The following is a 22,498-nucleotide window of genomic DNA, read 5'->3' as shown; positions in this document are numbered from 1 at the left end:
TCAGATGGTGCTGATCTCGCAGCGATCATGGAGTGCGAGTCCTATTATCAGCCGCCATGGGGCAGTGCGTTCGACACCGAATCCCTGGGTCGCACAAGTGAGCGACGACGATGTCCCGTCGGTAGTTCCAATGCAGGAGCCGCCATACTTTTTCGTGCGCGAAAAGGCATCAGCCGCGGCTCATCACTGGGACTACCTCAATGACCGAGCCGACGAGGCGCTGTGCGGTCACGGGTACGACGATCCCATCACGCTCGGGGAAGTACCACGCCCCAAAGCGGTGTGTAGGGCCTGCCAGGCGCGCTTGCCCGAATACCACGCAGTGTGGTGGTCCGAGCGAGCCCGCACCGCCTACTCGGAGCTCGAAGAGTTGCGCGCAAAGTACAACAAGCTGCAGCAGCACTCGAACAACCAGCGGACTCACCTCTCGGTGCTACAACAAAAGATGCAAGACCTGAATCGGGGCGGGCACGATCCCAACTCCCATGCTGTTCAGCGCCCAGGTCAGAAAAAGTCGGCGCCCGCGAAGAGTTCGAGAAACAAGCCGAAATCTTCCCCACAAGAGAAGACAAGGCAGCCGCCAAGGCAACCATTGTCTCCTTTTGCCAGGCAGCTCGGAATCCCATCGGTGAACAGGGAACAACTCGAGGCTGAGAAGAAGGTCAAGAGCTCAAAGCCGGTTCTCGGCTTCGAACCCGACCCCAAGACACTCCAGAAGCTGCGTAGGCCCGAGCGGCGGTCGCCGAAGAGCGCCGCCGAGAAAGCCTCTGATGACGCTGCGCGCGAAAGAATGCGTGCCTACAAGCCGAGTACCTGGCGACTAGGTCGATCGCCTGGGAGCTACCGCTAGGGGAATGATGTCGGCCGTGCCTGGCTTATCAGCGGTCGATCTCTTCGGCCAGCGTCCGGTACAACGTCGCCCGGCGTCTGCGCGATCACTGGAAGAGGCTCGCTATCGGCGCGATCCGCACGGCGAGCGCGACCTGGTCGACGGTCAGTGCGCGGGCCGGCCGATGCGAAGATTGCGCGGCTTGCGCGCCTTCGCTCGCCGCCTTGCGATCATGGCCCAGCTCCAGACCTCGCATAGGTCAAGAAACCTTTCTTGGCACGTTCTTCGCGTCGAGTTTCAAGGTAAAAAGGGGGGCGAGGAATAGTGAAATCGGTGATCGCGGGAGTTCATTGGGTGGGTCTGACGATTTCCGGGGTGCTGCTTATGAGCTGCACCTCGCTCAACGGTGATGACCGGACAACGGGTAGCCCTGAAGACTGGACCGCCAGCGTTTGCACACAAGTTATCCCGGATGTCGGGGGGCTCCCAAATTCGCTTATCAACGCCAGCCAATGCACGCCGGCGAATGGAGGTGACCACATCTTCATTGGTCAATACTCATCAAGCTCCGCCATGCAGGCCGACCTTAGGCTGCTTGAAACCGGCCGCGGCAGCTACGCCACGTCGACATCCGAGGATGGCCGCATTTGGGCATTCATGGCAATTCTCGACGGCCTAAACCCTGGCGGCTATGAGCAGACGCGAGCTGCGCTAGAACCGTTGGAGAGGTATGGATTCCGGATCGAGCAGGTGCCCGGTCGCCAAACCCCATCCATTCAAAGTCAGGCGGCTGTGCCTCTTCCTACGAGTACCCGCCGATCGGCCCCTGCACCCGCCCCGACGGTTGCTCCGACCACGGCCCCCGGAACTGGATCGAACCCGCCTGCGTTAGGTCGTCCGACCATCACCAATCCGCAGGGCTTTCGCCCCGTCAGCATGAGCGACGTGTACACGCTCATCTGTAACGATCTCGATGTAAATGGTGTGTCCGTCACGAGTATCGAAAACATCTACCACGTGCTTTACGAGGGGCAATATCAATACGCTGGGCCTGAGGCTGGGCGCGCCGTCGCTGTCGCGATCAACACGACATGCGTGTGGCACAAGCCAGCTCTAAATGAAGCAGTTCGCTAGTTGCGATGCCGGACTCCCTCTCTGCCGGCATCTGCCTGTCGAAAGCAGACCGGAGTCCCATGGCGATTGGCTCGTTTGAGAGTGAGTTCGCGGCAGAGAACGCCGCTGCCGAGGAAGTGCGTTGCGAACGGACCAGCGTTGCGGGCTTCGGCAATGCGCCAGAAGCACCACCGGCCCCGGAAACCTAAAGGTTGCTACATCGACAGCGATGGCTCGTTCGGCTGGTCGATCGGCAATATCGGCGGCAACGGAGCCAACTACGAGTTGACTGACGCCCACCTGACTTGCGGTCGAGTGCTCGACATGATCGGCTGGACAATCGAGCCGAATATCGGTGGAACTCGCTTCACCAACAACCGCACCGGCCACGGCATGTTCGTAAGCATCGGTAACGTCTACTCCTTTTAAACCCGCGAGGACTAAACCCGCGAGGACTGAACGCGGGTTAGGGCGCGGTCTACTTATCTGGTGGAGTTGACGGGCGTAATTCCTTGAAATGTTGTTCGACCCATAGGTTGTATCGCCGTTCCGCCTGGTATAAGGAGTCTTGCTGTTGGGATTGCGGTAAACCCTTTTCGGACGTGACTACGGGCTTAATGGGCGAACAATGGCTTTTTACACATCGTTGTCGGACACGACATTGCGGGGCCTGTAGGACTGTCAACCGAGCAGCAGCGGACGTTCTGCCGAAATCAGCGGACAGCGCCCGGAAGTGGCGTAAGCGTCGAGCGAGGGACCTCGTTCCGAAACGTACATGCGCTCGTCAAGGCAGTCGTCCAAGGAGATCGCCCGTCCAATCTGATTGGGTGGCTCTTTTTCAACAGCCGCGACTGCCGATTTTTCAACCGTCGTCAACAGTGGGCACGCCGCGACTGCGCAGGGGCTTCGACCTGACTCCGCAGATCAGGATCTCGACTGAATCGACGGCGTGGCCGGTTATGTGCAAAGCCATCGGCTTAGCGTGCACCTTGCGTTGCATCCTTTGCTTGCTCCCAGCGAGTCATAGGTTGGCCATGATTCACGCCTGTATGCCGGCCCGGCACGCACGAAGCCGAAGGCGGTGATCGAAGGAGATGTGCCCTCCGCAAGGACAGCGCTCCACTTCGTCCGGCGAGGAACTCTCCATCGGTGAGGCGAAGGACGCTCGCGCTGAGTCGAGTAGATCCCCCCTTGTGCGTTGAGCGACGAGCTCTTCCCCGATAGGTGGAATCGAAGGACTCTGCTCCTTTGTGGATCGGGGAGATGACCCCCCTTCAGGTCGATTCCAAGTTCCGAAATTCCAGTCAGGGGGTCTTCTATAGACCCCCTGAGGGACTGGAATAACTGGCCACTATTGGAATTGAGTTGGAATCAGATTGGAATGCTGGAACTTTCATTTCCTCCCACATCAGGCACCACCCGAACTACCGACGTACTTGGTTCGCTTCGGGGTACCGACGTTGGCCAGATCGCCGCTGTCTAGCAGCGCTTTCAGGGCGTTGTAGACCGATGACTTGCTGACGTTGAGCGGCTTAGCCAGGTCAACGACTTGCGTCGCCGTAAAACCTTCCGGCGGTGCAGCGGTCCGAACAATTTCCAGGACGACGCGCTGAGAGTTTGCTCGCAGGTCGGAATTTCCAGGTCCGTTTGTTGAAATGACGAGGGTCTGCCGCTGTAACTCCAGGGTGTTCGGCATCAATTCGCTGCTCACTGTGTGCCGCCTGAACGTGAAGTGGTGGTCACACCCGTCGCCCACGTCCTTCTGCTTGGCGCACCGGATCTTGCCGTGTAGCCCGTCGCCCTCCATCCGCAGGTCAGACCACACCGCACCGTCCCAGGCGTTGGACCCTCGGCCTGCTGTGCCGTTGCGTGCGGAGTGGTGGACGACCAGCACCGTGCATCCTGCCGCGTTGCGGATCTTGTCGGCGGCGTTGATGGCGCGCCCCTGCTCTGTGGCCGAGTTCTCCTCAAGGCCCTCGGTGCTGCGGGCGCGGGTGTCGATGATTACGAGGTCGGCGTCGAACTCGGCGACAACGGCGGTGGCCTCGGCCACGTCGCCAGGGTTGCCTAGTTGCACCGGATCGGGCAACACATACAGTTGGCCTTCCAGCGCCTCAGGACGGATGCCCTCGGCCTCGCACCAGGCGAGCACACGCGCTCGCATGCCGGTGGCGCCTTCGGCCGCGATGTACACGACACGGCCCGCCCGGGGCACGGCGAAGGTACCGGCGAAAGGCTTACCCGTGGCGATCGAGCACGCCATGCCGATGGCGACGAAAGTCTTGTAGCTGCCCGACGGCCCCGAGAGCTGGGCTAGGGTGTCGCGGTACAGCAGTCCGTCGATCAGCGCAGTGACCGGCGGCAGGTTAGCGAGATCGCTGATCCCAAGCAGCCGGTCGCGCAGGTGCGGGCGACCCGCCGCCTTCGTGGCGGCCTTTTCCTCCTCGAACTGCTGGTTGGCCTCGTGGCGGGCACTGAGCCGACGCTTCTCCTCGCGGACCTTTTCGTTGAAGTCGAGGTCAGGTACCGCTGAGCCGCCGAGGGCATCGGCGGTAGCCCGAGCTTCCTCAGCCAATCGTCGCAGGCTGCCCAGGGGGTCCTCCGCGGCGACGGTCGCATGGTCTAAGAGCAGTTTCTGCGCGGCGTTCCAGGCTAGACGCCGCCGCAGGGCATCGACGAGCCAATTGAGGTCCTCCTCGACGGAGCCGGAGTCCACCAGCTTCAGCCCGCTGAACTCGGCCGCGAGTGCGAATCGGGTGGGCGCCTTGGTCCGCCCGCTGCTCTCCCAGTACTTCACGGCGCAGGCATAGATCGCCTCGTTGGGCGGATTGACGAACGCCGCCGGCCGCAGCCCCATGTCCCATGCTTTGGCCATCGCGTCGGGGTCGTCGGCGAGGAGGCTCAGTGTCTTGATCTCGATTTCGTCGGTCACGGCGCCCACCCGCTAGACTGGTTTTCGGTCCTGGGCTTGGACTTATTGGCTGCCTCGCTGGTCTCGCCGGCGGGGCATCCTTCGTCAGGGGGTCTCCCATCGTCGTCCCCTTCAACTGCGCGGCCTAATAGTTCCCAGCAGGGGTAGGCGCGACGCGCCGCAGCAAGTTCCACCGTCTCGTGATGGAGGCAGTGCCGGTCGCCTTTGCTTTGTGAGACGGCGCGGTGTTGCCGGACGCCGTAACGGCGGTGAACGTCTGGCAGCGGGCGACGCAGTGCGCGGTGTTCAAGCCAATCCCAACGAGCTAGGCTCCACCCGCAGATGGCCGCTCCTGATGTTGCAGGGGGAATCTGAGCGACTTTCACGCCAGGGGCGGTGTCATCATCGGTCATGACGGCATCAGCTCGTCGTGCGAGGGCAGCGCCGTGTCCTCCGTCTGGTCGGGATCGTCAGGCAGGCCGAGGTTTTCGAGGAGGTCGCGGTCGGCCTGGCAAGTGTTTGGTCTGGTGGTCACCGGGCACCACCGTCGCCCTGCTCGTCGAGTTGTGCGATCTCGTCGACCAGTTCGGGGTTCTCCTCGGCGAGCGTTGCCTCGATGTCGGCGGCCTGTGCGCGCAGTCGGCGCGCCCTGGCGCTGGCCATCGCCAGCTTGATCATGTGGGCCTTGCGGGCGTGCTCGACGCGCACAGCGCGCTCGGCAGGGGCCAGTACCCCGTCGGGGTCCACCTGCTCCTCGAACCGTCGCAGCGCCTGACGGCGGGCTGCCGCTGTACGGGCGGCGCGGTCCTCGGTATGAGCCCACGAGGCGTGGGCACCGGCGCGCCCCCTCATGCTCTTTTGGGCGGGGGTCAGATTATCGGGCATGGAGCGGCCTGCCTTTTCAGGTCAGGCGTCGCTCCTCCCCGCTCCATAGCGGATCAACAGTGCTCGGCACCAGTCGCTCCTCCCCGCTCCATAGCGGATCATTAGATGGCGACTCTGGTTCCTCTGTTGTTCGACACCAACGCTACGGTACTTTTCATGTACAGCGCAACTGCCCAAACGTCCGGGGCCCCAAGACTATTCCGGAACCAGGCTCAGACCCCGAGGTCACCGAGGTTGAGATTGCGAGCCTCTGCGGCGGCGCGTTCGGACGCGGTGGCGGCGGTGTAGCGGTCGATCATATCCCGGCGTGCCCAGCCGGCCACGGCCATCAGGCCGCCCTCGGAGCCTCCCGCGGACAGCCACCGAGTCGCCGCTGTGTGCCGCAGCAGGTGCGGGTGGAACCGTTCGATACCGGCGATCCGGGCGCGGTGGCGCAGGGCCGCATGCAGCCCGTAGTAGGAGAACCCCTTGCCGCGGTCGCCGACCCACAAGTCGGGGGAGTCGGCGCGCACATGGGTGCGCCGGGTGCGGATGTAGCGGTCCAGAGCGGTCGCTGTCTGCGACCCGAACGGCACGATGCGCCCCTTGCCGCCCTTGCCACGGGTGACGGTGGCCAGCCCCCGGCTGAGGTCGAGATCGGCGAGTTGCAGGCCGACGACCTCACCGGCGCGCATCCCAGTCTCGGTCATCAGCCGGACGATGGCCTCGTCGCGGCGCTCCCGCAGGCTCTTGCCCGAGCAGGATTTGATCAATGCCTTGAGCTCGTCGTTGCTGAGCGCGTCGGTGACCTTGGTGTCGAGCTTGGGCGGCTTGAGGCCCAGTAGGGGATCGGCGTCGAGTTCACCCTCCTCGGTCAGCCATGCCGAGAACCGCTTGAGCGAGAGTTGCCGGGACCGTGCGGTGGCGGGTTCGGCGCCGGCATCTAGCAACTCAGCGGTGAACGCCTGCACGGCATTTCGTGTCAGGGCTGCCGGTGTGCCTGTTCTCTCGCACCAGCGCAGGAAAGCGGTGATGCCGTCGGTGTACACCTTGAGCGTCGCGGGGGACTTGCGTTCGGAGCGCAGGGCGAGTTGCCACGACGACAGCAGCGATTGCAGGTCCAACGGCTTGGCTTTCGGCACCTCGTTATCTTGACTAGGAACGCTGTGCTTGTCTACTATCCTGCGCTAGCTACACATAGCCGCAGGTAGAGCGGCTAACCGAGGTTTTTACTAGTCCAGGTAGTCGCGCAGCACCTGAGAGCGGCTGGGGTGGCGCAACTTCGACATCGTCTTGGACTCGATCTGGCGGATGCGCTCACGCGTGACGCCGTAGACCTGACCGATCTCGTCGAGGGTGCGCGGCTGGCCGTCGGTCAGGCCGAACCGCAGCCGAACCACACCCGCTTCGCGTTCCGACAGGGTCTCCAGCACCGACTGCAGCTGATCCTGCAGCAGCGTGAAGCTCACCGCGTCGACCGCGACGACTGCCTCGGAGTCCTCGATGAAATCGCCGAGCTGCGAATCGCCCTCATCACCGATGGTCTGGTCCAGCGAGATCGGCTCACGCGCGTACTGCTGGATCTCCAGCACCTTCTCCGGCGTGATGTCCATTTCCTTGGCCAGCTCTTCGGGAGTGGGCTCGCGGCCCAGGTCCTGAAGCAGCTCACGCTGAATGCGGCCGAGCTTGTTGATCACCTCGACCATGTGCACCGGGATGCGGATGGTGCGGGCCTGGTCGGCCATCGCGCGGGTGATCGCCTGCCGGATCCACCAGGTCGCGTACGTCGAGAACTTGTAGCCCTTGGTGTAGTCGAACTTCTCGACCGCGCGGATCAGACCGAGGTTGCCCTCCTGGATGAGGTCCAGGAACGCCATACCGCGGCCGGTGTAACGCTTGGCCAACGACACCACCAGACGCAGGTTCGCTTCCAGCAGATGGTTTTTGGCGCGGTCGCCGTCACGGCAGATCCACGCCATGTCGCGGCGCTGCGCGGCGGGCAGCTTCTCGCCCTTGTCGGCGAGTTCAGCCATCAGCTGGGTGGCGTACAGACCGGCCTCGATGCGCTTGGCGAGCTCGACCTCTTCTTCGGCGTTGAGCAGTGCCACCTTGCCGATCTGCTTCAGGTAGGCGCGCACCGAGTCGGCAGACGCCGTCAGTTCGGCGTCCTTGCGGGCCTGCCGCAGAGCCTCGGATTCCTCTTCGTCCCAGACGAAGTCGCCCGACGCCTTGTCCTTTTCGCTTGGCTCGGCGATCTCCTCGTCGTCGGTCGCAGGCGCCGCCACCGCGACCTTGGGGGCAGGCTTGCCGGCCGCGCCTTCCTCGGCCTCGGCCGCGACGGGCTCCTCGTCGTCGACTTCGAGGTCTTCCAGATCGACGTCCTCTACTTCGAGGTCGCCGTCGGGCTCCACCTCGACGTCGTCGTCTGTCTCGACCTCTTCGACCTCGCCGTCGACCTTCGTCGCATCCGCCTCAGGCGACGTGGCCTTCTTGGCCCGGCCGCGGGTCGCCGGCGCGCCGTCGCTCTTGGTGGCCTTGGCGGCCCGTTTGGCGGGCGCGGCCTTGGTCGCCGCCTTGGTGGGCTTGGTCGCGGTGGTCGCCTTGGCGGCGGTCGTGGCCTTGGTCGCCTTCGCGGCAGGAGTCTTGGCGGCCCGCTTGGCTGGTGCCGAACCGTTGGCGGTCTTCGCCGCCGGGGCCTTCTTGGCCGGGGTCTTGGTAGCGGTGCGCTTCACCGGCTGATCGATTGCCGGGCTTGCCTTTGTCGCTGCCACGTCACCCTTTCGTCGTACTTCGTTCCGGTGGGCAGTGCGGATCCCAACGCAGGCTGGGGTCATGCGCCATCGAAAAATGTCGGCTGTCGAATATCGGCGGTTTGATCTCGCCGCTATCCGGGCTACGGCCGCCGTCGTCCATTGTAACGACAGTGTGTGCCACTGCCGCCTTGAGCGGCAAATTCGATGGTTTCGGCGCGGCTACTTGCCGGTAGCTGTGACATCGACCGCAGCGGCCATCGCCGCGCCGACGATGCCGGCCGTGTTCTGCAGGGCAGCGGCCACCACCGGTGTGCGGTTCTTCAGCAGCGGAATCCACTTATCGGCTTTTCGACTGATGCCGCCGCCGGCGATGAACAGGTCCGGCCAGATCGCGTTTTCGATCGCTACCAGGACCTTTGTCACCTCTTGGGTCCAGCGCTCGTAGCTCCAGTCCTTCTTTTCCTTGATCGAGGACGCTGCGCGATGCTCGGCCTCCTTGCCGCCGACCTCGAGGTGACCGAACTCGGTATTGGGCAGCAGCACGCCGTTGTGAATCACCGCGGAACCGATGCCGGTGCCGAAGGTGAGCAGCACGATGACGCCCGTGTTGTCCCGGCCCGCGCCAAACCTTTCTTCGGCCAGCCCGGCCGCGTCGGCATCGTTGAGCACGGTCACCTGCTGGCCGTCGAGTGCCTTGCTGTAGAACTCGCTGGCATTGCTGCCGATCCAGCCCTTGTCCACGTTGGCGGCGGTGCGCACGATGCCGTCGGTCACGACGCCCGGATAGGTGACCCCGACTTTCTCGGTCCAACCGAACTCGCGGACCACCGCGGCGACGGTCTTGCTGACCGCTTCGGGGGTTGCCGGCTGCGGGGTCTCGAGCTTGAAGCGGTCTCCGATCAGCAGACCGGTATCGAGATCGACGATGCCGCCCTTGACGCCACTTCCGCCGACATCGATGCCGAAGCCGCGGCGTTGGCCCGCGCCGGTGGCCGCCGCTTCTGCGGCTGAATCGTTGGCTGTCATCGGCGCTCCTCTGGATCGGCCCGGCACTGCGATGCGCCACACACCTTAGTGGCTAGGCAAAACTCATGGGTGATCCCTCGGTAACGCGCGGGCCCAGTCGCGCAACCGGTTAGCGAACAGGCTCCCCGCGCGCCGCTGCACTGTGCTGCGATGTGCGGGTGGTCGAAAACGACACCCCGGCGGGCCGGGAATCCCTGACCGATCCCGTCCTGCTGCGCTCGGTGGCCGAGCAGCTGGCCACCGAGGCGGCCGCATTCGTGCGTGCGCGCCGCGCCGAGGTTTTCGGCGATCGGAACACCGTCTCGCCGGTCCGGGCGAAGAGCACCCCGACCGACCCGGTCACCGTTGTCGACACCGAAACCGAGGCGCTGCTGCGCGACAGGCTGGCGGTCCTACGTCCGGGGGAACCCGTGATGGGTGAGGAGCAGGGCGGAACGAACGACGGACGGTTGACGTGGGTGCTCGATCCGATCGACGGCACCGTGAATTTCGTGTACGGCCTCGAGGCATACGCGGTCTCGGTTGGCGTCCAGCAAGACGGAGCATCGGTGGCCGGGGCGGTCGCGAACGTCGCCACCGGCGCGCTGTACTCCGCTGCCGTGGGTCACGGCGCCGGCCTGCAACACGGGGGAGTCACGACGCGGCTTCGAGCCAGTGCCGCCACCGAACTGTCGATGTCGTTGGTAGGCACCGGCTTTTCGTATGCCGCTGAGAAGCGGAGCCGGCAGGCCGAAATCCTCACCACGGTGCTGCCCGCCGTCCGCGATATCCGCCGTTTCGGGTCGTGCGCGCTCGATCTCTGCATGGTGGCGGCCGGCGGTCTGGACGCCTATTACGAAGACGGCGTGCATGTGTGGGACTGGGCCGCGGCCGCATTGATCGCCGCAGAGGCCGGGGCGACACTGCGACTGCCGGCCAGTGACGGCACGCCCGGCCTGATCATCGCGTGCGCACCCGGCATCTCCGACGCGCTTGCGGCTGCGCTGAACCGGGCGGGTGCGGTTTAGCCAAACCCGTTGGGCGCCAGTGAGTTACGTATCTAGCAGGTGCTGGAGTGAATCTTTTCCAGCAGTGCCGCATCGGCAGTCTGCGTCGCGTCGGGGCGCAAGCTGGCCAGTACGGCGTCGATGTCGTCGCTGTGGCTCAGTTCGGTGAACTCGGTGCCGATCGCCAGGTCGACGGTGTCATCGGTGCGCTCGTCTTCGAACAGTTCGGTGCACGGCGCGACGAGCCACACGGCGGCCGCGGCCGCCCGGCCCGAGGGTCCAAACCGAATCTGGCCCTGGCATGTCAGTCGGGCGCTCGCATACACGGCGTCGTTGGCCGCCGTCGGCTCGGCGAAGCCCTGATCGCGAAGTGCGCCGGCCACCTCGGCGGCCTGGCCGCCCTGCCCGCTCGCGTTGAGCACCCTGATCTTGGTGTCGGCGAGCTTGGCCGGGGTGACGTCGACCATCTCGCTACGGGTCAACTGCTGGCCGAGCGCCGGCGGTGGGTTGTTCGCGTCGGCCGGCGGCGGCGGGGGATTGCACGCGGCGGTCTCCTCCACCGCGACCGGCTGGTTCAGGGCGATGACCCAGATCGTCAGCGTCACGACGGACAGGGCGACGAGCGCCAGAATGCCCGGCAGGTAATTGCGCCGCCGGAATGGGCGGCCATGCTTGTCGAATGCCGTACCCTCGGTGATTTGCGCGACCACGAGAGCACTCTAGAGGTCCCGTCGCTGCGACCTTAAGGTGGCATCCCAGAGACTGTGATGTAAATCACAGTGCAACGTGTTTCATTCCGGGCACGAATCATTTGGTGGATGCGTTCGACGCTGGTACAAAGCACTGCTGCAAGATTTGATGGAGGGGACAGGAAATGGCTACCGATTACGACGCCCCCCGGCGTACCGAAACCGATGACGTTTCGGAAGATTCGCTGGAGGAGCTGAAGGCGCGGCGTAACGAGGCCCAGTCCGCGGTTGTCGACGTCGACGAATCCGAATCCGCCGAATCATTCGAACTGCCTGGTGCCGACCTGTCCGGCGAGGAGTTGTCGGTTCGCGTCATCCCGAAGCAAGCCGACGAGTTCACCTGCTCGAGCTGCTTCTTGGTCCATCACCGCAGTCGGCTCGCCAGCGAGAAGAACGGCGTGATGATCTGCACCGATTGCGCCGCCTGACGGCTTCAGGAACTACGCAGTGCCGCCAGCACTCGGTCGGGGCGGCGGGAGCTCACCAGCCAATACGGCGTCGGATCATCCGGGTCGTCGAGAACCAACAAAACCATGGGACCTACCCACGCCTTGTGCACGACGTAGGCGGCCGGGTCCAGCTGACGGCCCAGAGCCGCGGATTTCGCGCTGCGCGGAACTTCGGTGGACCTGGAGATGACGCCGACGGGCAGATGTGCGTCACCGACCCACAGCTCGGTTTCGCCTTCACCGGCGACCACGCGCAGTTGCGTGCTGCCCAACATCAACAGCGCCACCGCCGCGACCGGCAGCAATACGGCGTAGGGCAGCCACACGGGAATCGCGGGCACACCCTGGTTGACCTCGAGTCCGATCAGCGCCGCCAATCCCAGGCCGGGCAGCCACCACCACCACGGCACCATCAGCCGTTCGCGGTAGCGGACGGTTTGGGACGTGGCGCGCGTGTCGGACACGCGGCCAAGAGTAATCTCTGACGTCGTGTCCACCACTCTCGCGGTCGTGCGCCTGGACCCCGGTCTGCCCATGCCGAGTCGTGCCCATGAGGGCGACGCGGGTGTGGATCTGTACAGCGCCATCGACGTCGAACTGGGTCCCGGTCAGCGTGCGCTCGTGCCGACCGGCATCGCCGTCGCCATCCCCCACGGAATGGTCGGACTGATCCATCCGCGCTCGGGTTTAGCTGCCCGCGTTGGACTTTCGATCGTGAACAGCCCAGGCACCGTCGACGCCGGATACCGCGGCGAGATCAAGGTGTCACTGATCAATCTCGACCCTGCCGAGCCCATCGTCGTACACCGCGCAGACCGGATCGCGCAGCTTTTGGTTCAGCGAGTCGAACTGCCCGACCTGGTCGAGGTGACGTCGTTCGACGAGGCTGGTTTGGCAGATACTTCCCGTGGCGGCGGTGGCCACGGTTCCTCCGGCGGACATGCGAGTTTGTGAAATGGCATTCGGTAGGCAAAAAGACGTGAAGGACAGTGGCGATGAGGTCACCTCGACGGGCGACGCCGACGTCGAGCCGGACGGACCGTTCGACATCGACGACTTCGACGACCCGGCGGTCGCGGCGGAAGGACGTCTGGACCTGGGCTCGGTGCTGATTCCGCTGCCCGAGGCCGGACAGGTGCAGGTGGAGCTCACCCCGCAGGGTGTGCCCAGTGCGGTGTGGGTCGTCACGCCCAACGGCCGGTTCACCGTCGCTGCCTACGCTGCCCCGAAGTCCGCCGGTCTGTGGCGTGAGGTCGCCGGTGAATTGGCGGAATCGCTGCGCAAGGATGCCACCCAGGTGTCGATCAAGGACGGCCGGTGGGGCCGCGAGGTCGTCGGTGCCGCAGCGGGTGCTCAGGGGGCCGGCGTCGTGCGGTTCATCGGCATCGACGGCTATCGCTGGATGATCCGGTGCGTTGTCAACGGGCCGGAGGAGAACGCCGAGGCGCTGGCGAAGCAGGCGCGAGACGCCCTGGCCGACACGGTGGTTCGCCGCGGCGACACCCCGCTGCCGGTGCGCACCCCGCTGCCCGTCGAGCTGCCCGAACCGATGGCGAACCAGCTGCGCGCAGCCGCCGAACAGGCCGCGGCTCAGCAGGCGCAGCAGGCCGGCGGGCAACCGCCCGAGGGGCCGACGCCGACCGCGCGCCGCAGCGAGCAGGGGTCGGCCATGCAGCAGTTGCGGACCATCACCGGCGGCTAGCGAATTCGGCGCGCCAAACAACCGTGGGGGTGCATTGGCGCGCCCGATTCGCAAAGAGTCACGCCTCCAGCAGCGCGGACACGCAGGCCGCGCCCAGCACCGCGGGGTCGGCGCCCAACTCGTCGAGCGTGATCGTGTGCAACGAAGCGCGCGGAGCCGCCGTCATCCACTCGACGCCCACCTCGACGGGGTGCACTGGATCGTCCGTCGCCGCGGCAATCCCCATGGGGACCGCCAGCTTCTCCAACTCGCTGCACGTCGGCGCGACGTAGGCCGCCGCGGCGTCCATCGCATCGGGCAGTCCGGGCCACTGGCCGACCCACGAGCGGGTCAACTCGTCGGCCAGCCACTGCGGGCTGCCCGCGCGCATCTGAGCGGTGGCCGAGGCCAACCCGTCGCGTCGCAGCACACTCGCGGAATGGCGTGCAGCTATCGCTGCCGGCGCTGTGTCGGGGGCGCCCGTCCAGGCCGGCAGGGCGGCGAGGACCGCTACCGCGCGGCCGGGATGAGCAAGTGCCCAGGCGGCGGCGACCGCGGCGCCGATGGACACTCCGCCGACGGCGATCGGGGCCGTGCGCGCCGCGTTGTCGAACGCCTCGCGGTACCCGTCGATCAATCGCTGCGGTTGCGGCTTGGGGGTGACCACGACTGCGCCCTCGCCGTGCAGGGCATCCGAGAACGCCCGGTAGACGAAGTCGTCATCGGATCCGGTGCCGGGCAGCAGAATCGTCGTGACGCCGCGGAGAATGACGCTCATCACACGATCGTGCCCTGCGAACTGCCTGATCGGCGCGTCGCCCCACCTTGCGTGGCAGATCGGAACCAAGAGGTCTACCGTGGCGTTGTTCGGGGTATAGATCAACGGTAGATCTGCAGAACGTTCAGGAGACGCCATGGCTACGGCCGAAGGGTATCTACGCCGACTGACCCGGCGGCTGACTGAAGCCCCGGAACAGCTCGACGTCGACGAGCTGACTGACGAAGCGGCCAACACCGGCGCCTCCAAAGCCATCGACTGTCAACGCGGCCAGGAAGTCACGATGATCGGCACCCTGCGCAGCGTCGAATGCAACGGCAAGGGCTGCGCGGGAGGTGTCAAAGCCGAGATGTTCGACGGCACCGACACCGTGATGCTGGTCTGGCTCGGCCAGCGCCGGATCCCCGGCATCGAATCGGGTCGCACTCTCAAGGTCCACGGCCGGGTCGGCAAATTGGACAACGGCACCAAGGCGATCTACAACCCGCACTACGAGATCCAAAAGTGAGTGACCCCGGAACCGAACCGGGGAAGCGTTCCAGCAAGGCACACGCCGTCCTCGAGCAAATGGGCGGCGTCAGCGGACTGATCTACTCCTCCCTGCCGGTCTTGGCATTCGTTCCGGTATCGCAGTTCTTCGGGCTCACCGCGGCTGTCTACTCGGCCCTTGGCATCGCCGCCGTCATCCTGGTGTGGCGGCTGGTGCGGCGCGAGTCGACCCAGCCGGCGATCTCCGGCTTCATCGGCGTTGGCGTCTGCGCCGGAATCGCCTACTTCATGGGTGAGTCCAAAGGCTATTTCCTGCTTGGTATTTGGTCATCGTTGATCTGGGCGTCCGTCTTCGCCCTGTCGGTGCTGATCCGCCGTCCCGTCGTCGGCTACGTCTGGGGCTGGGTCAACGACCACGACCGCGACTGGCGCAGCGTGCGCAAGGCGGTGCGCGCGTTCGACGTCGCGACGGTGGTGTGGGTCTTCGTCTTCGCATCCCGCTTCGTCGTGCAGCACCACCTCTACGACGCCGATCAGACAGGCCTGCTGGGCGTCGCCCGCATCTCGATGGGCTGGCCGCTGACGGCGGTGGCGGCGCTGGTGACCTATCTGGCGATTCGGGCGGCACAACGCGCGATCCACGCCGAAGCCTCAGAGGCCGAAGTCGTTCCGGATAGCACGCAGCGCGAGAATCCGGGCGTGACGCAGCCGGATGCCCACTCAGCCTGACGATCCAAGCCCGAGTCGCGCCGACGACAGCGATAGGTCGCTCGTCGCGGTCGCGGTGCTGGCGTCGTTCGTCGCGTTTCTCGACGGGTCCGTGGTCAACCTGGCGCTGCCCGCCATCGAGCGTGATTTCGGCGGCGGCCTGGCGCTGCAGCAGTGGGTGGTGGACGGGTATCTGCTCACCCTCGGCGCGCTGATCCTCGTCGCGGGAGCCATCTCCGACCAGTACGGCCGCCTGGCCGTGTTGCGGACGGGCCTCATGATTTTCGCGGTGTCCTCGGTGGTGTGTGCGTGGGCGCCCACCGACTGGGTGCTCGTCGCCGCTCGCTGCATGCAGGGCATCGGCGCAGCGTTCCTGGTGCCCAGTTCGCTCGCGATGATCAACGCTCGCTTCTCTGGGTCGGCGCAGGCTCGCGCGATCGGAACCTGGACCGCTTGGACCGGAACGGCTTTTGTGGTCGGCCCACTGCTCGGTGGCGTGTTGGTCGACGCGCTGAACTGGCGGTGGATCTTCGGAGTCAACCTCGTGCCGTTGGCGATCACGCTGTACCTCACGACCAGGTTGCACCCCGGGGAGTTCACCGCATCCAGTCGGTCGGCGCGCGTCGACGTCGTCGGAGCGGCGCTGAACGCGGTCGGACTCACGGGCGTGGTGTACGCCCTGATCGAGGGGCAGCGCTTGGGCTTCTCACATCCAGCGGTCGTCGTGGCCTTGGTGGTCGGAACCGCCTGCTTGATTGCATTCCCGTTGTGGGAGTGGCGAACACCCGATCCGATGATGCCGCTGCATATCTTCGCCGCCCGCAATTTCGCGGTCGGAAACCTTGCGACGGTGTTCCTCTACGCCGGCGTCTCACTCGGCATGCTCGTCATCGGGCTGTTCCTTCAGGAGACCGCAGGCCTGTCGGCGACGGAGGCAGGACTGGCCACTCTGCCGGTCCCGGTGCTGTCGTTTCTGCTCGCGCGCCGGTTCGGCATGCTGGCAGGGCTCCACGGTCCGCGACTGTTCATGGCGATCGGGCCGCTGATCGCGGCGATCGGCTATCTGCTGATGTCCCGGGCGGCCGAGCCGTTCGACTTCTGGACACACATGCTGCCCGGACTGGTGGTGTTCGGCCTTGGGCTGACGATCACCGTGTCGCCCCTCACCGCGGCGATTCTGGCCGCCGTCGATCCTGCGCAGAGCGGCATCGGCTCGGCGGTCAACAATGCGGTGTCGCGGATCTCGGGGCTGATCGCGATCGCGTTCACCGGTGTGATCATCGGCGGCACAGTCGATTTCGAAGGTTTTCGGCAGGGCATGCTGGTGACGGCGGGACTCTTCATGCTCGCCGCGGTGATCTCGGCGGTGGGTATCCGCAACGACCAGTGCGATCTCGGCCGCCTCTCGCCGGAGTCGACGGCTCCGTGCTACGACCGGGCGACCCCGCCGCCGGCATACCCGCCGCGTTCGGTCAGCGCGCCTCAGGATTGAGCAGGAGCTCCTGCAGTCGATCCTCGACCTCGGTGACCGCGACGAACAGCAGCTCGTCGCCGCCTTCCAGCGGCTCGTCGCCCTCGGGCACGATCACCCGCGGACCACGCAGGATCGTCACCAGAGTCGCGTCGCGCGGCAGCTCGAGGCGCTTGACGGGTTTACCGCCCCACGGCGTGTCGTCGGGCAGGGTGATCTCCACCAGGTTCGCCTGGCCCTTGCGGAATTCCATCAGCCGCACCAGATCGCCGACGGCGACGGCTTCCTCCACCAGGGAGGCCAGCATCCGGGGTGTGGACACCGCTACGTCGACGCCCCAACTCTCGTCGAACAGCCACTCGTTGCGCGGGTCGTTGACGCGGGCAACCACCCGCGGCACGGCGAACTCGGTCTTGGCCAGCAGGCTGACCACCACGTTGACCTTGTCGTCGCCGGTGGCGGCGATCACGACGTCGAATTCCTGCAGGGTCACCGACTCCAGCACGGTCAGCTCGCAGGCGTCGCCAAGACGCCATTGGGCCGCGGGAATCGCGTCGACGTCGATGTGGTCGGGGTTGCGTTCGAGCAGCGTGACCTCGTGGCTGTCGACGAGTTCCCTGGCGATCGAACGCCCTACCGCGCCTGCTCCTGCTATGGCGACCCTCATTGCGCCTCGACGTCCTCGCTGGGCGGCAGCGCCGCGATGGCCAGCGCCTCGGCGATGTGTCCGGCGATGGCGGCCATGAACACCTGATCGCCCGCCTGGACGACGGTCTTGGCGTCGGGCAGGTAGCCCTCGCCGAAGCGGATCAGGAACGCGACTCGGCCGCCGGTGGCGTTCTCGAGGTCGGTCAGGCGTCGGCCCATCCATTCCTCATGCAGCGCCAGCTCGGTCACGCCGACGTTGCCCGACGGATCGCGCCACTTGGTGGTCTCGGTTTCGCGGGTCAGCACGTTGAGCAGCCGATCGGTCGTCCACGGCACGGTGGCGACCGTGGGAATGCCCAGCCGCTCGTAGACGGCGGCGCGTTTGGCGTCGTAGATGCGGGCGACCACGCGCTCGACGCTGAACGTCTCGCGGGCCACGCGCGCGGAGATGATGTTGGAGTTGTCGCCGGAGGACACGGCGGCGAACGCACCCGCGTCCTCGATACCGGCCCGCAGCAGCACGTCACGGTCGAATCCCATGCCCAGCACCCGCTCGCCCGGAAAGTCCGGGGACAGTCGGTGAAACGCGGTGCTGTCCCGATCGATGACCGCGACGTCATGGCCGATGCGGGCCAGACTGTCGGACAGCGAAGCGCCGACGCGGCCGCATCCCATCACCACTACTCGCACCTGTTGGTCCCTTCCGGTCGAACCTGCGCACTCGGAACGCTACAACCATTCACCTCTGCGCTTACCCTTGGCACTCGTGTCAAAGCTTTCGACCGTCACGCGGCGGCTGGTTCTGGGCCGTCCGTTCCGCAGCGACAAGCTGTCGCACACCCTGCTGCCCAAGCGGATCGCCCTGCCGGTGTTCGCCTCCGACGCCATGTCCTCCGTCGCCTATGCACCGGAGGAGATCTTTCTGGTGCTCTCGGTCGCGGGCCTGGCGGCCTACTCGATGGCGCCCTGGATCGGACTGGCCGTCGCGGCGGTGATGATGATCGTGATCGCCAGCTACCGGCAGAACGTGCACGCGTACCCGTCGGGCGGCGGCGACTACGAGGTGGTCACCACGAACCTCGGCCCGACCGCGGGCCTGACGGTGGCGAGCGCGCTGCTGGTGGACTACATACTGACGGTGGCGGTGTCGATGGCCTCGGCGATGTCGAACATCGGGTCGGCGGTGCCGTTCGTCGGCCAGCACAAGGTGTTGTTCGCCGTCATCGCGATCCTGCTGCTGGCGTCGATCAACCTGCGTGGCATCCGGGAGTCCGGCACCGCGTTCGCAATTCCCACCTATGCCTTCATGTTCGGCATGTACGTCATGTTGGGCTGGGGGTTTTATCAAATCTATGTTCTCGACAGGCCGCTGCAAGCGGAGTCGGCGGGCTTCGAAATGCATTCGGAGCACGGCGAGATTCTCGGTTTCGCCTTGGTGTTCCTTGTCGCGCGGGCGTTCTCCTCCGGTAGTGCCGCGTTGACCGGCGTGGAGGCGATCAGTAACGGCGTGCCGGCGTTCCGGAAACCGAAGTCGCGCAACGCGGCAACGACGCTGGCGCTGCTCGGCGCGATCGCCATCACGTTGTTCATGGGCATCATCATGCTGGCCAAAGCGACGGGTGCGCAGATCGCTGAGCGCCCCCATGAACAGCTCGTCGGCGCACCGCCCGACTATGACCAGAAGACCCTCATTGCTCAGCTCGCCGACGCGGTCTTCCACAATTTTCCCGTTGGGCTCTACCTGATTGCCGGCGTCACGGCGCTGATCCTGGTCCTGGCGGCCAACACCGCATTCAACGGCTTCCCGGTGCTGGGATCGATACTGGCGCAAGACCGTTTCCTGCCCCGCCAGTTGCATACCCGCGGCGATAGGTTGGCCTTCTCCAACGGCATCCTGTTTCTCGCACTCGCCGCAATCGCATTCATCGTCGCGTTCCGCGCCGAGGTCACAGCGCTCATCCAGCTGTATATCGTCGGGGTCTTCGTATCCTTCACCCTCAGCCAGATTGGGATGGTCCGCCACTGGACGCGGCTGTTGCGCACCGAGACCGAGCCCGCCGTCCGTGCCAAGATGAAGCGTTCCCGAATCATCAACTCCATCGGGTTGCTCTGCACGGGAACGGTTCTGATCATCGTCGTGGTGACGAAGTTCCTCGTCGGTGCCTGGATTGCCATTCTTGCGATGGGCGGGTTGTTTGTGATCATGAAAGCCATTCACAAGCACTACAACACCGTGGCGCGCGAACTGGAGGCGCAGGAGGCCGAAGAGGCCGACGGCATGGTGTTGCCGAGCCGCAACCATGCGATCGTGCTGGTGTCCAAGCTGCACCTGCCGACCATGCGGGCGCTGGCCTACGCCAGGGCCACCCGTCCCGACGTGCTCGAGGCGATCACGGTCAGCGTCGATGACGCTGAGACCCGTGCGCTGGTGCACAAATGGGAGGACAGCGACATCAGCACGCCGTTGAAGGTGATCGCCTCGCCATACCGAGAGATCACCCGCCCGGTGCTCGACTACGTCAAGCGGGTCAGCAAGGAGTCGCCGCGCACCGTCGTGACGGTGTTCATTCCCGAGTACGTGGTGGGCCACTGGTGGGAGCAGGTGCTGCACAACCAGAGCGCGCTGCGGCTCAAGGGCAGGCTGTTGTTCGAGCCGAACGTGATGGTGACATCGGTTCCATGGCAATTGAGTTCGTCGGAGCGCCTGAAAACGCTCGCGCCACAGTCCGCTCCTGGCGACGCACGCAGGGGCTTTTTGGATTGAGCGGCGACGGAAAGGTCGACGGGTCGCCCGGCTCGTCGTCCGAACTCACCTTGACCGTGGGGCCACCTGCCAACGGCGGCAGTTGTGTCGCGCGCCACGACGGGCGGGTGGTGTTCGTGCGCTATGCGTTGCCCGGTGAGACGGTCCGCGTCCGGATCAGAGACGGCGCCTCGGATCGCGGATCATATTGGCACGCCGACGTTGTCGAGGTCATCGAACCGTCCGCCGACCGGGTCGACCCGATCTGCCCGATCGCCGGGGTGGACGGTGCCGGTTGTTGCGATCTGGCATTCGCCGATCCGGCGGCGGCGCGGCGGCTGAAGGGTGCGGTGGTCGCCAATCAGCTGGAGCGGTTGGGCGGATACGCATGGCGTGACGAGGGCGACGCGGTGGCCGAGCAGGTGGGCGAGGGCGGGGCCACCGGCTGGCGAACCCGAGTGCGATTGGACACCTCCGCGCGGGGCAAGGCGGGATTTCACCGCTACCACAGCGCCGAGCTGGTCACCGATCTCGATTGTGCGCAGCTGCCGGCGGGCATGCTCGACGGCGTCAACGACTGGGTCTGGCCGCACGGTGCCCACGTGCACGTGGCGGTCGACGACGACGGTGACCGCCACGTCGTGCAGTCGGGTCCGCGGGAGGGCCGCAAGTCCACCACGCACGTCATCGAAGGCGAATACGAGGCGGTGCAGCGCGTCGGGGACCGCGTGTGGCGGGTACCGGTGACCGCGTTCTGGCAGGCGCACCGCGATGCTCCGCGGGTCTACAGCGAGCTGGTGACCGAATGGGCGCAACTGCGCCCGGGCATGACGGCATGGGATCTATACGGTGGGGCAGGGATTTTCGCGGCGACGCTGGCGCGCGCCGTCGGTGACACCGGGAAGGTCCTCACCGTCGACACGTCGCGCGGGGCGTCACGCTCGGCGCGCGCGGCGCTTGCCGACCTGGGGTGGGTTTCCGTCGTCACCGACTCCGTGAGAAGGGCGCTGACCGGTCAGCGGGGGAGGCCCGACGTCGCGGTGCTGGACCCGCCGAGAACGGGAGCCGGTCGCGAGGTGATCGACCTGCTGGCCGACGCCGAGGTGCCGAGAGTGATCCACATCGGTTGTGAGGCCGCCTCGTTCGCCCGCGACATCGGGCTGTACCGAGGCCACGGATATGCCGTCGAAGATCTGCGGGTGTTCGATTCGTTTCCGTTGACTCATCACATCGAGTGCGTCGCCGTGCTGACGCGTTGACTTCCCCGGCTGCGCGTGGGCCCAGTGCTCAGGGCGATCGGCGCGAGCCGGTCAGCTGTCGAAGTGCCGCTGCAGCCGTCGCTGTCGATGCCCGAACAGCGCGCGAATCCCGGCGCCGATCACCGGCGTCAGCACACGCAGGGGAGTGCGTAGCTCGAAGGTGAGACGATCGCGCACAACGGTTTTCGCGTCGTCATCGGGCTCCAGCATGCGTTCGTGCCGCCAGCTGCGCATGGACAGCATCGTCGACTGCTCGTCGAAACCGCGGCCTGGCCATAATTCAGCGATCATCAGGTCGTCGTAGTCGAACGGCAACACGCCGAACAGTCGCATCCAGCAGCGGCCGACCGGGGTTCCGAGGGGCACGGTGTCCACGGTGAGGTCTTTCGCGCCGCGCGGCATCGACATCGTCATCCACGGCCGTAGTTCGTCATTGATGCCCTCGGGTGTGACCACGCGGGCCCACACCCGGTCGACGGGCGCATCGACAAGGCTCTGTCGTTCGATGATCATGACGCTCAAAGGTATCCGACGTCATCGCCCGGCAGACGTCTACCGCTGCCGCCAGCGGTCGAGCAGCGCCGGAATCTCATCCAATAGGAATGCATAGAAGTCGCGCATCTGAGTGAGACGTTGATGGGCGAGGCCGTCCTCGGATGTGGCCGCGATCCCTGCCTCGGCCGCCTTCAGGACGGCGGTCGTCACTTCGTTCTGATTCGTATATTGGACGGCCCACGCGTCATCGCGCAGCCGGTAGTGGTCCCGCCGGCTTCCCGGCGCCGGCACTCGCTCCACAAGTCCTACGGAGCTGAGCATCTTGAGAGCTCCCGAGATCGCGCCTGTGCTGGCCTGCAGCTGTTCGGCGAGGTCGCCCATGGTCATGGCCGGATCCTCGGTGAACAGCAACGATGCTAGAACTCGCGCGGTCATCCGCTGCAGACCGTGTGAGCTGAGAACGAGCGCGAGCTGCTCGGCGGTCTCCTGGGGATCCGAGGCCATAACAATCTCCGGTCAGAGTCTTCAAAGATTTCTGAAAAGTCA

General features: G+C 65.6%; 26 protein-coding genes. 12 read left to right on the top strand and 14 right to left on the bottom strand.

Features of this window, described 5'->3' with window-relative positions; genetic code table 11:
• The first annotated feature begins 4 nt into the window (after window positions 1-4).
• Complete coding sequence (locus tag M1248_RS23715; RefSeq protein ID WP_317149900.1) at window positions 5-850, top strand: hypothetical protein; 846 nt, start codon at window positions 5-7, stop codon at window positions 848-850.
• 85 nt (window positions 851-935) lie between these two features.
• Here M1248_RS23715 and M1248_RS23710 read toward each other — a convergent pair whose 3' ends face one another.
• The gene (locus tag M1248_RS23710; protein WP_317149899.1) at window positions 936-1,085 is read right to left on the bottom strand and encodes a hypothetical protein; all 150 of its coding nucleotides are present in this window, start codon (window positions 1,083-1,085) and stop codon (window positions 936-938) included.
• Window positions 1,086-1,153: 68 nt separating this feature from the next.
• On the opposite strand from M1248_RS23710, the gene M1248_RS23705 reads away from it, so the two are divergent.
• Complete coding sequence (locus M1248_RS23705) at window positions 1,154-1,963, top strand: hypothetical protein (RefSeq protein ID WP_317149898.1); 810 nt, start codon at window positions 1,154-1,156, stop codon at window positions 1,961-1,963.
• 153 nt (window positions 1,964-2,116) lie between these two features.
• Window positions 2,117-2,371, top strand: coding sequence for a hypothetical protein (locus tag M1248_RS23700; protein ID WP_317149897.1), 255 nt, complete (start codon window positions 2,117-2,119; stop codon window positions 2,369-2,371).
• Window positions 2,372-3,350: 979 nt separating this feature from the next.
• Here M1248_RS23700 and M1248_RS23695 read toward each other — a convergent pair.
• From M1248_RS23695 to ppgK, 6 genes are all read right to left on the bottom strand, one after another.
• Window positions 3,351-4,874 (bottom strand): AAA family ATPase, encoded by a 1,524-nt coding sequence (locus M1248_RS23695; protein ID WP_317149896.1) that lies wholly within the window; start codon window positions 4,872-4,874, stop codon window positions 3,351-3,353.
• A gap of 388 nt (window positions 4,875-5,262) precedes the next feature.
• Entirely contained in the window at window positions 5,263-5,388 is a 126-nt protein-coding gene (locus M1248_RS23690) for a hypothetical protein (protein ID WP_317149895.1), read from the bottom strand.
• A complete protein-coding gene (locus M1248_RS23685; protein WP_317149894.1) occupies window positions 5,385-5,738 on the bottom strand; it encodes a hypothetical protein in 354 nt (117 codons plus the stop codon). The genes M1248_RS23690 and M1248_RS23685 overlap by 4 nt, the downstream gene beginning before the upstream one ends.
• Before the next feature lie 212 nt (window positions 5,739-5,950).
• Entirely contained in the window at window positions 5,951-6,859 is a 909-nt protein-coding gene (locus M1248_RS23680; protein ID WP_317149893.1) for a tyrosine-type recombinase/integrase, read from the bottom strand.
• Window positions 6,860-6,949: 90 nt separating this feature from the next.
• Window positions 6,950-8,488, bottom strand: a complete 1,539-nt coding sequence (locus tag M1248_RS23675) for an RNA polymerase sigma factor (RefSeq protein WP_317149892.1) — start codon at window positions 8,486-8,488, stop codon at window positions 6,950-6,952.
• 201 nt (window positions 8,489-8,689) lie between these two features.
• Window positions 8,690-9,496, bottom strand: coding sequence for a polyphosphate--glucose phosphotransferase (gene ppgK, locus M1248_RS23670; protein ID WP_163726671.1), 807 nt, complete (start codon window positions 9,494-9,496; stop codon window positions 8,690-8,692).
• Between the two features lie 158 nt (window positions 9,497-9,654).
• Between ppgK and M1248_RS23665 the strand changes: the two genes are divergently transcribed.
• Window positions 9,655-10,503, top strand: a complete 849-nt coding sequence (locus tag M1248_RS23665; protein WP_410506726.1) for an inositol monophosphatase family protein — start codon at window positions 9,655-9,657, stop codon at window positions 10,501-10,503.
• Between the two features lie 32 nt (window positions 10,504-10,535).
• Here the strand turns inward: M1248_RS23665 and cei are convergent, their stop codons facing one another.
• Window positions 10,536-11,192 carry an envelope integrity protein Cei gene (gene cei / locus M1248_RS23660; RefSeq protein WP_163726674.1) on the bottom strand — a complete coding sequence of 219 codons (657 nt, stop codon included), beginning with the start codon at window positions 11,190-11,192 and terminating at the stop codon, window positions 10,536-10,538.
• Between the two features lie 164 nt (window positions 11,193-11,356).
• On the opposite strand from cei, the gene M1248_RS23655 reads away from it, so the two are divergent.
• Complete coding sequence (locus tag M1248_RS23655; RefSeq protein WP_024445904.1) at window positions 11,357-11,659, top strand: DUF4193 domain-containing protein; 303 nt, start codon at window positions 11,357-11,359, stop codon at window positions 11,657-11,659.
• A gap of 5 nt (window positions 11,660-11,664) precedes the next feature.
• On the opposite strand, the gene M1248_RS23650 is transcribed toward M1248_RS23655, so the two are convergent.
• Window positions 11,665-12,144 carry a DUF3093 domain-containing protein gene (locus M1248_RS23650; protein WP_163726677.1) on the bottom strand — a complete coding sequence of 160 codons (480 nt, stop codon included), beginning with the start codon at window positions 12,142-12,144 and terminating at the stop codon, window positions 11,665-11,667.
• A gap of 25 nt (window positions 12,145-12,169) precedes the next feature.
• Here M1248_RS23650 and dut point away from each other — a divergent pair, with 25 nt between their 5' ends.
• Window positions 12,170-12,634 (top strand): dUTP diphosphatase, encoded by a 465-nt coding sequence (dut, locus tag M1248_RS23645; protein WP_317149890.1) that lies wholly within the window; start codon window positions 12,170-12,172, stop codon window positions 12,632-12,634.
• A gap of 1 nt (window position 12,635) precedes the next feature.
• On the top strand, window positions 12,636-13,382 hold the full coding sequence (locus M1248_RS23640) for a DUF3710 domain-containing protein (protein WP_163726683.1): 747 nt from the start codon (window positions 12,636-12,638) through the stop codon (window positions 13,380-13,382).
• Window positions 13,383-13,440: 58 nt separating this feature from the next.
• On the opposite strand, the gene M1248_RS23635 is transcribed toward M1248_RS23640, so the two are convergent.
• Complete coding sequence (locus tag M1248_RS23635; protein WP_163726686.1) at window positions 13,441-14,139, bottom strand: alpha/beta hydrolase; 699 nt, start codon at window positions 14,137-14,139, stop codon at window positions 13,441-13,443.
• Window positions 14,140-14,275: 136 nt separating this feature from the next.
• Here M1248_RS23635 and M1248_RS23630 point away from each other — a divergent pair, with 136 nt between their 5' ends.
• From M1248_RS23630 to M1248_RS23620, 3 genes are read left to right on the top strand one after another with little or no spacing between them, the layout of a single operon-like run.
• Window positions 14,276-14,647, top strand: a complete 372-nt coding sequence (locus M1248_RS23630; RefSeq protein ID WP_163726689.1) for an OB-fold nucleic acid binding domain-containing protein — start codon at window positions 14,276-14,278, stop codon at window positions 14,645-14,647.
• The gene (locus M1248_RS23625) at window positions 14,644-15,357 is read left to right on the top strand and encodes a DUF3159 domain-containing protein (RefSeq protein ID WP_174262012.1); all 714 of its coding nucleotides are present in this window, start codon (window positions 14,644-14,646) and stop codon (window positions 15,355-15,357) included. Before M1248_RS23630 ends, M1248_RS23625 begins: the two co-directional genes overlap by 4 nt.
• Window positions 15,341-16,828, top strand: coding sequence for an MFS transporter (locus M1248_RS23620; RefSeq protein WP_317149889.1), 1,488 nt, complete (start codon window positions 15,341-15,343; stop codon window positions 16,826-16,828). Before M1248_RS23625 ends, M1248_RS23620 begins: the two co-directional genes overlap by 17 nt.
• On the opposite strand, the gene M1248_RS23615 is transcribed toward M1248_RS23620, so the two are convergent.
• Together M1248_RS23615 and M1248_RS23610 are read right to left on the bottom strand one after the other, a co-directional pair.
• A complete protein-coding gene (locus M1248_RS23615; protein ID WP_163726695.1) occupies window positions 16,809-17,474 on the bottom strand; it encodes a potassium channel family protein in 666 nt (221 codons plus the stop codon). The two genes, M1248_RS23620 and M1248_RS23615, sit on opposite strands and share 20 nt — an antisense overlap.
• Window positions 17,471-18,145 (bottom strand): potassium channel family protein, encoded by a 675-nt coding sequence (locus tag M1248_RS23610; protein WP_163726698.1) that lies wholly within the window; start codon window positions 18,143-18,145, stop codon window positions 17,471-17,473. Before M1248_RS23610 ends, M1248_RS23615 begins: the two co-directional genes overlap by 4 nt.
• A 76-nt stretch (window positions 18,146-18,221) precedes the next feature.
• Here M1248_RS23610 and M1248_RS23605 point away from each other — a divergent pair, with 76 nt between their 5' ends.
• Entirely contained in the window at window positions 18,222-20,219 is a 1,998-nt protein-coding gene (locus tag M1248_RS23605) for an APC family permease (protein ID WP_317149888.1), read from the top strand.
• Window positions 20,216-21,457: a class I SAM-dependent RNA methyltransferase gene (locus M1248_RS23600; RefSeq protein WP_317149887.1), complete on the top strand. Its 1,242-nt coding sequence runs from the start codon at window positions 20,216-20,218 to the stop codon at window positions 21,455-21,457. Before M1248_RS23605 ends, M1248_RS23600 begins: the two co-directional genes overlap by 4 nt.
• Before the next feature lie 51 nt (window positions 21,458-21,508).
• Here the strand turns inward: M1248_RS23600 and M1248_RS23595 are convergent, their stop codons facing one another.
• Window positions 21,509-21,970, bottom strand: a complete 462-nt coding sequence (locus M1248_RS23595; RefSeq protein WP_317149886.1) for a hypothetical protein — start codon at window positions 21,968-21,970, stop codon at window positions 21,509-21,511.
• 39 nt (window positions 21,971-22,009) lie between these two features.
• On the bottom strand, window positions 22,010-22,456 hold the full coding sequence (locus tag M1248_RS23590) for a GbsR/MarR family transcriptional regulator (protein WP_317149885.1): 447 nt from the start codon (window positions 22,454-22,456) through the stop codon (window positions 22,010-22,012).
• Between the last annotated feature and the right edge of the window lie 42 nt (window positions 22,457-22,498).

Source organism: Mycobacterium sp. 29Ha (assembly GCF_032883055.1).
Classification (GTDB): domain Bacteria; phylum Actinomycetota; class Actinomycetes; order Mycobacteriales; family Mycobacteriaceae; genus Mycobacterium; species Mycobacterium gallinarum.
The sequence above is the reverse complement of the archived record's forward strand: the minus strand, read 5'-3'. Positions and strand labels throughout refer to the sequence as shown.